At 70.2% G+C, this 10,983-nt stretch carries 8 protein-coding genes and 1 pseudogene; 3 read left to right on the forward strand and 6 right to left on the reverse strand.

Annotated features, from left to right (window positions below; all coding sequences use genetic code 11):
- Window positions 1-166 (reverse strand): annotated as a pseudogene (locus ACJ73U_RS05590) (IS110 family transposase); the annotation flags it as partial.
- A gap of 307 nt (window positions 167-473) precedes the next feature.
- Between ACJ73U_RS05590 and ACJ73U_RS05595 the strand changes: the two are divergent.
- Window positions 474-1,490: an acetylxylan esterase gene (locus ACJ73U_RS05595; RefSeq protein ID WP_407776438.1), complete on the forward strand. Its 1,017-nt coding sequence runs from the start codon at window positions 474-476 to the stop codon at window positions 1,488-1,490.
- 125 nt (window positions 1,491-1,615) lie between these two features.
- Window positions 1,616-3,619, forward strand: coding sequence for a cellulase family glycosylhydrolase (locus ACJ73U_RS05600; protein WP_407776439.1), 2,004 nt, complete (start codon window positions 1,616-1,618; stop codon window positions 3,617-3,619).
- Between the two features lie 28 nt (window positions 3,620-3,647).
- Here the strand turns inward: ACJ73U_RS05600 and ACJ73U_RS05605 are convergent, their stop codons facing one another.
- Complete coding sequence (locus ACJ73U_RS05605; protein ID WP_407776440.1) at window positions 3,648-4,613, reverse strand: glycosyl hydrolase; 966 nt, start codon at window positions 4,611-4,613, stop codon at window positions 3,648-3,650.
- A 233-nt stretch (window positions 4,614-4,846) separates the two neighbouring features.
- On the opposite strand from ACJ73U_RS05605, the gene ACJ73U_RS05610 reads away from it, so the two are divergent.
- Window positions 4,847-5,968, forward strand: coding sequence for an SGNH/GDSL hydrolase family protein (locus ACJ73U_RS05610; protein ID WP_407776441.1), 1,122 nt, complete (start codon window positions 4,847-4,849; stop codon window positions 5,966-5,968).
- A 333-nt stretch (window positions 5,969-6,301) separates the two neighbouring features.
- Here ACJ73U_RS05610 and ACJ73U_RS05615 read toward each other — a convergent pair whose 3' ends face one another.
- The 4 genes from ACJ73U_RS05615 to ACJ73U_RS05630 form a co-directional block, all read right to left on the reverse strand.
- Window positions 6,302-8,158 (reverse strand): phosphoenolpyruvate carboxykinase (GTP), encoded by a 1,857-nt coding sequence (locus ACJ73U_RS05615; RefSeq protein WP_407776442.1) that lies wholly within the window; start codon window positions 8,156-8,158, stop codon window positions 6,302-6,304.
- A gap of 24 nt (window positions 8,159-8,182) precedes the next feature.
- Window positions 8,183-9,232, reverse strand: coding sequence for a hypothetical protein (locus ACJ73U_RS05620; protein WP_407776443.1), 1,050 nt, complete (start codon window positions 9,230-9,232; stop codon window positions 8,183-8,185).
- Window positions 9,233-9,254: 22 nt separating this feature from the next.
- Window positions 9,255-9,461, reverse strand: coding sequence for a hypothetical protein (locus tag ACJ73U_RS05625; protein WP_407776444.1), 207 nt, complete (start codon window positions 9,459-9,461; stop codon window positions 9,255-9,257).
- A 148-nt stretch (window positions 9,462-9,609) separates the two neighbouring features.
- On the reverse strand, window positions 9,610-10,983 hold a 1,374-nt coding region (locus ACJ73U_RS05630), incomplete at its 5' end, for an NADH-quinone oxidoreductase subunit C (protein ID WP_407776445.1).

The following is a 10,983-nucleotide window of genomic DNA, read 5'->3' on the forward strand; positions in this document are numbered from 1 at the left end:
CCAACGCCGCCACCCACGGGCCCCGGTCGGTCTCGATCCCGACCAACACCTCCACCTCGTCGGCATCGTCACCAACCAGCTCGCCCACCATCGCGTGCAGTCGGGTCATCCCCGCCACACCCTCGGGCAGTCGGGCCTTGGCCAGCCGACGACCCGAGCCGTCCATCACCTCCACATCGTGATGAGCCTCAGCCCAGTCATCTCCCACGAACAGCCTCAACGGTCCTCCCGTTCCCGATCACCCTGAGCAGCCAGCGGGAGAACCATCAGCGACCTAATCAAGCAGTGCTCACGCCACCAACACGCGCGGCACGACATCCCAGCAGCGATCAACTCTCCCGACCAACCGGCAGGGGCACGGTCTTTCGTCAGGACTCAACGTCCAGGAACACCGAGTGCTCACCTACCGGGTGACTACCAACCAGGAGTCTGCCGGATGGCACACTCCCAGAACTGATTAGGAACATCAACCGATGCCGCTGTGGGACCTCGACCTCGAGGAGCTCGTCGCGTACGCACCCGAGGTCGCCGAGCCGGCCGACTTCGACGACTTCTGGGCCGAGACGCTGACTCAGGCCCGGACCCACGACCTGGGCCTGACGCTGGAACCGGTGGACACCGGACTCGCCCTGGTCGAGGTCTTCGACGTCACCTTCGCCGGGTTCGGCGGCCAGCCGGTGCGCGGCTGGCTGACCCGCCCGCGCAGGGCCCGCGGCCCGCTGCCCGGCGTGCTCAGCTGCAACGGTTACGGTGGCGGCCGCGGGCTGGCCACCGGCCACCTGGACTGGGCCGTGGCCGGCTACGTGGAACTCTTCCTCGACACCCGGGGGCAGGGCAGCCGCTGGGGCGACGGCGGCGACACCCCCGATCCGGTCGGCTCCGAGCCCGCCGCACCCGGCTTCATGACCCGCGGCATCACCGACCCCCGCGAGTACTACTACCGGCGGCTCTACACCGACGCGGCGAGGGCGGTCGAGGCCCTGCGGGCGGTGGACGGCGTGGATCCGGGCCGGATCGCGGTGACCGGCGGCAGCCAGGGCGGCGGCATGGCGCTGGCCGTGGCCGGGCTGGTGCCGGAGGTGGCCGCGGTCCTGCCCGATGTGCCCTTCCTCTGCCACCTCCGGCGCGGCGTGGAGATCTCCGGAACCGACCCGTACGCCGAGGTGGCGACGTACCTGTCGGTGCACCGGCGCCGGACGGAGGCGGTGTTCCGCACGCTGTCCTATGTGGATGCGGTCAACCACGCCAGGCGCGCGGTCGCCCCGGCGCGCTTCTCGGTGGCGCTGATGGACACGGTTTCCCCTCCCTCGACCGTTTACGCGGCCTACAACCACTACGGCGAACACGCGGTGGCCGCGGGCCGAACCGTGCCCAAGGTCATCGACGTCTGGCCGTTCAACGAACACGAGGGCGGCATGGGACACCAATGGACGCGTCAGCTGCCGTGGCTGGCCGATCTTCTTCAGCGAGAGAACGTTCCGGCCTCTTGACCCACTAAATTAAGTAGATTTAGATTCTCCGCAGCCGTGCGCGCTCGCTGCCGCGTGAGCGCGGGCGCGCGCCGGCCGTCCACCAGCCGTCCCCCACCGAGGCGGCGAAACCCCTGGAGACGACGATGTTCCTCCGCTTCCCGGCGCGTGCCCGGCGCCTGACCGCCGTGCTGGCCGCAACCGCGCTGCTCGGCGTCGGCGCCTCGGCTGCGGCGGCCGCCGCACCCGCGCTGCCGGCCGCCGCGAACACACCGTTTGTCACGCGTGACGGCAGTCAACTGCGGATCGGCGGCAAGCCCTTCCGGTTCGCCGGCAGCAACAACTACTACCTGCACTACCAGTCGGCCACCGCCCGCGACAACGTTCTCGACAAGGCCGCCGCCGTCGGCTTCGACGTACTGCGCACCTGGGGCTGGTTCGACACCGGCACCGCCGACGGCGCCAACCCCACCGCCGGCAGCCAGAACGGCGTCTACCTGCAGTACTGGGACGGAACCGGGCACCCGAAGTACAACGACGGGCCCAACGGGCTCGCCCGCCTGGACGCCGTGATCGCCCGGGCCGCGCAGGACCACCTCCGGCTCGTCATCCCGTTCACCAACAACTGGGCCGACTTCGGCGGCATGGACAAGTACGTCGAGTGGGCGGGCGACAGCCACCACGACGACTTCTACACCGACCCGAAGATCCGCGGCTGGTTCCAGGACTACATCGCGCACCTGCTGAACCACACCAACACGATCACCGGCGTGAAATACAAGGACGACCCCACCATCATGACCTGGGAACTCGCCAACGAGCCGCGGTGCGTGGGCTCGGGCAGGTACCCGCGGTCGGCCGGCTGCACCACCGGCACACTCACCTCCTGGGCCGACGGCGTCTCCACCTTCATCAAGTCGGTCGACCGACGGCACCTGGTCAGCGTGGGCGACGAGGGCTTCTTCGCCGACCAGCCCGGCACCGACGACTGGACCCACAACGGCGGCGAGGGAGTCGACACCGTCGCGCTGGCCGCCCTGCCGAACATCGACGTGATGAGCTATCACCTCTACCCCGACGGCTGGGGCAAGACCGCCGACTGGGGCACGCAGTACATCCTGGACCACGCCAAGGCGGCCAGGAAGATCCGCAAGCCGGTGATGCTGGGCGAGTTCGGCTACCGCGACAAGGCCACCCGCAACACCGTCTACCAGCGCTGGACCGACGCGGTCTACGCCTCCGGCACCAACGGCGCGCTGTACTGGATCCTCTCCGACGCGCTCGACGACGGCACCCTGTACGGAGACTACGACGGGTTCACCGTCTACTGCCCGAGCCCGGTCTGCACGACCATCGGCGACTTCAGCCGACGCATGCGAGGGACGAAGCTGACCTTCCCGCCGGTCGCCGACGACGACACCACCACGGTCGAGTTCGGCTCGAACGCCTCGCTCACGGTGACCGCCAACGACATCTTCTGGCTACCGGCCGTCCGGATCAACACGAAGAGTGTGGACCTGGATCCGGCCGCGCCCGGCACCCAGACGACCCGTACGGTCACCGCCGGCACGTTCCGCGCCGCGGCGGGCGGCGTCGTGAGTTTCACGCCGGTGGACGGTTTCGCCGGTCGCGCCGCGACGACCTACACGGTGGCCGACAACCTCGGGCGGGTGTCGAACGCCGCCACCGTCACGGTCACGGTCAAGCCCTCGCCCACCGCGCCGCAGATCCTGTTCGACTTCGAGGACGGGGTCCAGGGCTGGGCGCCGGCGAGCTTCAACCCCACCGCCGGCAGCGTGGCCACCACCACCGCGTTCCACGCCGACGGCACGCAGGGACTGCGGATCAGCGCCACCGACGGCGGCTGGTTCGGCGCCACACTCGCCGCCCCGGTCGACCTCAGCGCCCGCGCCGAGCTGAGCTTCGCCTCGCCGTCGGCCAACGGCTCGTTCGCGGTGTCGTTCCAGAGCGGTCCCGCCCTGGCCTGGTGCCAGGGCGACGCCAAACCGGTGGACGGCTGGCCCGGCGTGTACGCCATGGACCTGACCGCCGTCGCACCGGGCTGCCCCGGAATCGCCGACGTCCGCACCGTGAACATCTATGTCGGCGGCAATCAGCAGCAGTCGATCGACGCGGTGACCATCAGCTGACGGCCGGCGCCGGTCGCCGGGCCGCCGGTCAGATCGACCGGAGGTCCGGCGATTCCAGCGTGACCACACGCGGGTGCGCGTAGAACTCACGGATGCGCTCGACGGTGTTCTCGGCCGTCACCTGCGTGGGCCACGCCATGAACCAGCACCAGCGCGGCTGAGCGGTCAGGGTCTCGTCGGGCGGCAGCGCGCCGCACTCGCCGAGCCCGATCGGCCGGCCATCGGCCAGCCGCAGCAGCACCTCGTAGTGCTCCGGCTCGTAGTGCCCGCCGTACGTGTCGGTGGCGAGAACGTCGACGACGTCACCGCCGGGGTAGAACGGCGACACCGGCGGCGTGCCGCCGTACGCGGAGTTCGGATTCCACACCCACACCAGATTCGTCAGCCGGTGGTGCACGGTCAGCCGGTCGAACAGCAACCGCCACAGGCGCGTCAGCCGCTCCGGCTGGCCGCCCCACCAGAACCACGGACCGTTCATCTCGTGGTACGGGCGCCACAGCACCGGCACCCCGGCATCCGCCAGGCGGCGCAGCAGTCCCGCGGCGACGTCGACCTGCGCCGCCCACCGCTGGTGCAGCCGGGAGCCGGGGGTGAGCACCTCGTACTGCTCGGCGGTGAAGTCGTCACGCAGTACGCCACCCTCAAAGGCAACCGGCTCGTCGTCCACCGGGCAGACCGCGTGCCAGGTGACCGCGATGACCGCGCCACGCCGGTGCCAGGCGATCGCCTCGGCCAGATTCGCGTCGCGGCGGTCCACGGCGTCGAGCGTGCCGGGCGGCGAGAAGCCGAGTTCGAGACCCCACACCACAGGCGTACGGCCGGTGAGCGCGGTGATCTTCTCCGTCCATCCCGACCCGTGGGCGGGCTGGTTGTGCTGGCCGGACAGCAGCCGCCGGCCGGACACCCGGTAGAGCAGGTCCAGCAGCTCGCGGGTGGCCGTACTCGCATCCGGCGTGACCGGTGACCGCACCGGGCCGAAGCCGTTGGTCTCCACGGCCGGACGTTAACAGCCGAGCGGTCAGGAGGTGGTGACGGTGGCGGAGAACGAGCTGACCGCCAGTCCGGTACCGGCGTCATGTCGCGACGACGGTCTTGACACCTGAGGAGTTCGGTGATCGGATCGACGCAGCTCTTCCTTAAACTACTTAAGAACCTGGCCGCGCAAGCATCCGGTTCGCGCAGTGGTTCTGATGCTCCGTGGCGGCGCCCGCACCCGAAGGAGAGACCGTGCGACTGATACGTACGACAACGGCGCTGGCCACCAGCGCTCTGCTGGCCGTTGCCCTGCTGCCCGGAACCGCCGGCGCGGCCGTCGCCCCCGCAGTACGGCCGGCCGTCCTCGCCGGCGCGCACACCGCCGGGCGCGTCGAGATCAACCAGGGCGCGGCGCAGTACAGCTGGCCGGGCGTCTACTTCGAGGGCCGGTTCCGCGGCACCGGCGTCGGCGTCGCGCTCAACGACGCCGCCGCCGACTACGACGTCCAGGTGGACGGGGCGACGGTCGCCACGCTGGTCACCCCGGGCCGGACCACCTACTGGGTGACGGGCCTCAGCCGGGGCGTGCACAGCGTCCGGCTGGTCAAGCGGTCCGAGAGCCCCTGGGCGGTCAGCGAGTTCGACCGGTTCGTCGCGGCGCCGGGCGGAGCCATCCTGGCCGCGCCGGCCCCACGGCACCGCCAGATCGAGTTCATCGGCGACTCCTACACCGCCGGCTACGGCGACCTCTCCACGACCCGGGACTGCACCAGCGACCAGGTCAACCGCACCACCGACGCCGACCTCAGCTTCGGCGCGCTCACCGCACGGCGACTGAACGCCGACTACCAGATCAACGCCTTCTCCGGCCGCGGGATGGTGCGCAACTACAACGGCGGCGAGCCCGGCACCAGCTACCGCACGTACTACGACCGGGCACTGCTGAGCGTGGACGGCGACGTCTGGAGGAACCCGGGCACGTGGCGGCCACAGGTGGTCGTGGTGGGTCTCGGCATCAACGACTTCTCCACCGCGCTCAACCCGGGTGAACCCTGGGCGACGACGGAGAGCCTGGTCGCCGCGTACCGCACCGCCTATCAAGGCTTCCTCGACAAGCTCCGGGCCCGTTACGGTCCCCGCACCCTCATCGTGGTCAGCGCGACGTACGTGTACAACACCACGCTGCTCGCGGACACCGCCCAGCAGATCGTCCGGGAACGCAACGACCAGGGCGACAACGGGGTCCGCTACTGGTACTACGACAGCGCGGGCCTGGACTACAGCGGCTGCCAATGGCACCCGTCGATCCACGACCACGAGGTCATCGCCGACCAGCTCACCGCCTACCTCGCCACCGTGCCCCTGCACTGGTGATCCGGGCCCTGGCCCGGCCACGGTCGGGCCCGTGTCCCGCCGATCCCCGACATGGCAGGCACGGGCCCGGCCGTACGGCTTCGATCACCGCAAGCTTTCAGGAGGTCCGGTCGAGTGCCGAAGGGGCGACCCAGGCGCATGACTTGTGCGGCGAGGGTGCTTACAGCGGCTGGGCATCAAGGATTATTTGATCAAGGGAGTGCCTAACGGGGAGATCGTGGCGGCGATCCGCCGGGCGGCTGGTACCGGCGTGTAGTCCGGGGGTGGGTTAGCGGTCTGGTGGTGGGACAAGGCGGGCGGGGGAAGTCGCGCCGTCACCGGGTGAGCTTGTGGTCAGGCGAGGCGGTGTTCGAGGGCTTCCAGTTCGTCGTGCAGGGAGGTGGGCAGTTTGTTGCCGATGGTGGCGAACCACTGCTCGATCAGCGGGATCTCGGCGCGCCATTCGTCGGGGTCGACGGTGAGTGCGGCCTGGACGTCGGCTGGCGGGGTGTCGAGGCCGCCCAGGTCGAGCGCATCGGTGTCGGGGACCCAGCCGATGGGGGTTTCGCAGGCGGTGGCGGTGCCGTCGACGCGGTCGAGGGCCCACTTCAGGACGCGGGCGTTCTCGCCGAACCCCGGCCACAGGAACCGGCCGTCGGCGCCGCGGCGGAACCAGTTGACGTAGAAGATCTTCGGCAGCTGGGTGGCGTCGGCGTGTTTGCCGGTGTCGATCCAGTGCTGGAGGTAGTCACCGACGTGGTAGCCGATGAACGGCAGCATGGCCATCGGGTCGCGGCGCACCACCCCGACCTCGCCGGTGGCGGCGGCGGTGGTTTCCGAGGAGAGGGTGGCCGCGAGGAACACGCCGTGCTGCCAGTCGCGGGACTCGACCACGAGCGGGATCGTGGTGGCGCGGCGGCCGCCGAAGAAGATCGCCGAGATCGGCACACCGTTCGGGTCGTCCCATTCTGGTGCCGTGATGGGGCACTGCGCGATCGGGGTGCAGTAGCGGGCGTTGGGGTGGGCGGCGAGCCGGCCGCGGGCGTAGTCGGTGGTGATCGTCCAGTCGTCGCGGGTCCAGGTGGTGAGGTGGTCGGGCGGGGCTTGCGAGTAGCCCTCCCACCACACGTCACCGTCGTCGGTCAACGCGACCTTGGTGAAGATCGAGTTCCCTCGATAGAGGGTGCGCATCGCGTTGGGGTTGGTTTCCCAGCCGGTGCCCGGCGCGACACCGAAGAACCCGCTCTCCGGGTTGACCGCGTAGAGGCGCCCGTCGGCGCCGAACCGCATCCAGGCGATGTCATCGCCCAGGGTCTCGACCTGCCAGCCGGGAATGGCCGGTTCGAGCATGGCCAGGTTGGTCTTGCCGCACGAACTGGGGAACGCGGCCGCGATGTAGCGGACCTCGCCGTGCGGTGAGGTGAGTTTGAGGATGAGCATGTGCTCGGCCAACCAGCCTTCGTCGCGGGCGATCACCGACGCGATCCGCAGCGCATAGCACTTCTTGCCCAGCAGCGCGTTGCCGCCGGAGCCGGAGCCGTAGCTCCAGATCATCCGGTCCTCGGGGAACTGGGTGATGTACTTGGTCTTGTCGCAGGGCCAGGGCACGTCTACCTGGCCGGGTTCGAGTGGTGCGCCCACCGAGTGCAGACACCGCACGAACCCCGGTCCGTCGTCCGTGCCGTCACCGAACAACGCGAGGGCCCTACTGCCCATGCGGGTCATGACGTGCATGGAGACGACCACGTAGGGCGAGTCGGTGAGCTGCACCCCCAGTCGGGGTGTGTCGGCGGTGAGCGGGCCCATGCAGAACGGGATCACATACAGCGTGCGGCCGGCCATACAACCCCGGTAGTGCTCGGTCATGACGATCTTCATGTCGAGCGGGTCCATCCAGTTGTTGGTGGGCCCCGCGTCGGCCTCGTCCTTGGCGCAGACGAAGGTGCGGTCCTCGACTCGCGCGACGTCGCTGGGGTCGGAGGCGCACCAGAACGAGTTGGGTTTCTGCGACAACCGGACGAAAGTGCCGGCCTCGACCAACTGGTCGGTGAGCGTCTGCCACTCCTCGGGCGAGCCGTCGCACCACACCACCTTCTCGGGGGTGGTCAGCTCGGCGACCTCACGAACCCAGGCCAGCAGCGGCTGATGGGTGGTCGGGGCCTGGTCCAGGCCGGGGGTGGTGACCGCGCTCGTCGGGGTCATGAGGGTCATCGGGTCTCCTTGCGGGTGGCCGGGTCAGCGGCCGGAACGGGAGGTGGTGCGGGGGTGCGGGACGCGCGCATCCAGTGCGTGGGTCGCGGCGTCGGCGACCCGGTCGGCGAGGGCGCGGTCGGGCATCGGGGGCAGCTGCTGGTCCGAGGGGGTGGCCATCACCAGCGCCAACGCGCAGGCGAGGTGGACCTCGACATCCAACGCCACCGCGGCCTCAGCCCTGGCGACCTGGCTGGTCGCGCGGACCAGGCCGGGGAGCGCGAGCAGCGGGTCACGCTCGGCGTCAGGCGCGATCACCGCCGGCTCGCCGGAGTCGACCGTCGCGTGTCCGTGGGCGGGCCACACACCGAGCAGGTCGATCACCGCGTCGACGCCTTCGGCGACCCGGCGCAGCGGGAACGCGACCGCGTCCTTGGTCTTCCAGGTGGTGATGTCGCCTATCCCGGCGGCAACCAGCAACCGGCACAGCATCGGCAGGGTGTCCGCGCCGGCGACCACGACCCGACTGGCTCGTGGTGCCCGACCGCGGCGGCTCAGGGTGGTCAGCAGCGCCGCGGTGACCGCGACAGCGGCGATGTCCTGGTCGACGAGCACCGGCACCGGATCCGCCGGATCGCGGGGTTCGAGGATGTGGTCGGGCGGTGTGCCGACGAGGACGACCGCGCCGGTGCCGGGCGGCAGCTGGACATGCTCCGGCTGGTCCTGGACCTGGCGCTGTCCGGTGCGGCCGAGAAGGATCACCTGGCTGCGCAGACCGGCCAATTCGTGGATCAGTGTCGCGTACCGGTGGGCCTGTGCCGCCGTGGTGGGGTCGCCGACGACCGCGACGATCCGGCCGGTACTACGAGGCTCGGTCTGGTCCGCGCCGGAGGCCGCGGTCGTGTCGTGGTCGGGCAGGTGCTGGGTGGTCATGAGGCACGCTCCGTGCGCGGTTCGGCCAGCGACTGCCGCCGACCGAGAGAGAAATGGGGTCAGGATCCGGCGCGCCCGCCGGGCGAGGACCAGGCCGGTGCCGCGCGGCACGGCGAGGTGCTGGGCGGCCTCGACCGGGAGCACCGCCAGCCGTTCGAGCACCCGGGGCTCATGGTCACCAGGCTCAGTTCGCGAGGGACACGGCGTCCAGCAGCGCCGGGTCGACCCAGGCCCCGGTGTCGATGCCGTGCCGCGCGCCCAGGTCCAGCAGGTCCTGGATCCGCGCGGCGTGCAGGTGGGACTCGTACTCGAGCCCGGCTCGCTGAGCGGCCGCCAGCTTCTGCTGCACGTCGCTGACCTGACTGCGCAGGGTGGTCTCGAAAACCTTCATCGTCCCCACCTTCCTCAACGACCGCGACGGCAGCTCACGCGCCATCAAGAACTCCATCATCTTCACACTTAAAGAAGTCTGCAACTGCTGTATCGCGCAAGACACGCGTGATTGTGAGGCGGTTCACGCCGCGGCGAGCGGAGGTTCGTCAGAGGTCGTTGCCGGCGTAGGAGAGGTTGGAGCTCTTGTTGGTGAGGGGGAAGTCGGGGACGATCGTGTCGGCCAGCGCGACCGGCAGGGCGGGCCAGTTGAAGAAGCTGGGGTCGACGATCCGCACGCGGGACAGGGTGCCGTCGGGGCTGAGTTCGACGCGGTGGACGATCGTGCCTCGCCAGCCCTCCACGATGCCCACCCCCGAGATGCCCACCCCGGAGAGCCCGGCGACGGAGCCGGTCGGTGGTGCGCCCGGGGCCGTCTCGCCCTCGCTGCCCAGCGAACCGTCGAGTGAGCCGTCGAGCGCTTCGGCCAGGCTGGTGATCCGGTCGAGGGAGTGGGTGATTTCTTCGGCGCGAACCAGGAAGCGGGACAGCACGTCCCCGTCGGTGCGGGCGTGCTCGGCGCGCGGATGGTCACCGGGCGACTCGGGCAGGGTGGGGTGGTCGTGGCGTGCGTCGAGGGTCAGGCCGCTGGCGCGGGCGACGTAGCCGAGAGTGCCCAGATCGGTGGCCTGCTGTCGGGTGAGGATCGCGGTGCCGGCGAACCGGTCGGCGACGACGGTGTTGGCCAGGGCGAGGGCGACGATCTCGGCGAGGTCCTCGCCGAGGGTCGCGAGTCGATCGAGGTCGGGCAGTGCGGCGAGACGGGCGCGGCCGGGCTGGATCGCGCCGCGCAGCAGCCGGTGGCCGGTGACCTCGTCGTTGATCCGCAACAGCTGTTCGCGCACGCGCTGGGCGTGGGTGTTGAGGATGCCGTGGCCGACGTCGTTGCACAGCGCGCCGATGTCGGTGATGTGGTTGTACAGCCGTTCCAGTTCCAGCAGGACTGCCCGGAGCCGGTGGGTGTTCGTGGAGACGGTGAGCCCCAGGGCGTCTTCGATGGCCTGGCAGAAGGCGAGGGTGTGTCCGACGGTGGTGTCGCCGCTGACGCGTTCGGCCAGTTCGACGGCCTGGTCGGGGCGACGGCCCTGGAACAGCTTCTCGATTCCTTTGTGGACGAACCAGAGACGGGCCTTGAGCTTGAGGATGGTCTCACCGACCACGGAGAACCGGAAGTGGCCGGGTTCGATCATGCCGGCGTGCACCGGGCCGACCGGGATCTCGTAGACCCCGGCTCCCCGGACGGTCTGGAACGGGTAGGGACCGTCGACGTCGCCGAAGGGCGGGGGGTCCCCCGCGTCGGCGAGCATGGGGTGCCAGCCGGTGGGCCAGTGGAAGTGGCGCACCAGCCGTCGGGGCAGCGGGTGGTCGGTCGGGGTGATGCCGAACAGGTCCCGCATCTCCCGCTCGAAACGCCCGGCGGGAAAGGACAGGGCGGCCAGGCTCGGCACCCGCGGATCCGCGGCATCCAGGGGGACGTGGAACTC

The organism is Actinophytocola sp., from assembly GCF_045807065.1.
In the GTDB taxonomy this organism is placed as follows: Bacteria; Actinomycetota; Actinomycetes; order Mycobacteriales; family Pseudonocardiaceae; genus Actinophytocola.

What these genes read in the sequence shown, in the direction of transcription:
- ACJ73U_RS05625 (WP_407776444.1), bottom strand. Translation starts at nt 9,461, where the DNA reads ATGAAGGTTTTCGAGACCACCCTGCGCAGTCAGGTCAGCGACGTGCAG.
- ACJ73U_RS05595 (WP_407776438.1), top strand. Translation starts at nt 474, where the DNA reads ATGCCGCTGTGGGACCTCGACCTCGAGGAGCTCGTCGCGTACGCACCC.
- ACJ73U_RS05615 (WP_407776442.1), bottom strand. Translation starts at nt 8,158, where the DNA reads ATGACCCTCATGACCCCGACGAGCGCGGTCACCACCCCCGGCCTGGAC.
- ACJ73U_RS05600 (WP_407776439.1), top strand. Translation starts at nt 1,616, where the DNA reads ATGTTCCTCCGCTTCCCGGCGCGTGCCCGGCGCCTGACCGCCGTGCTG.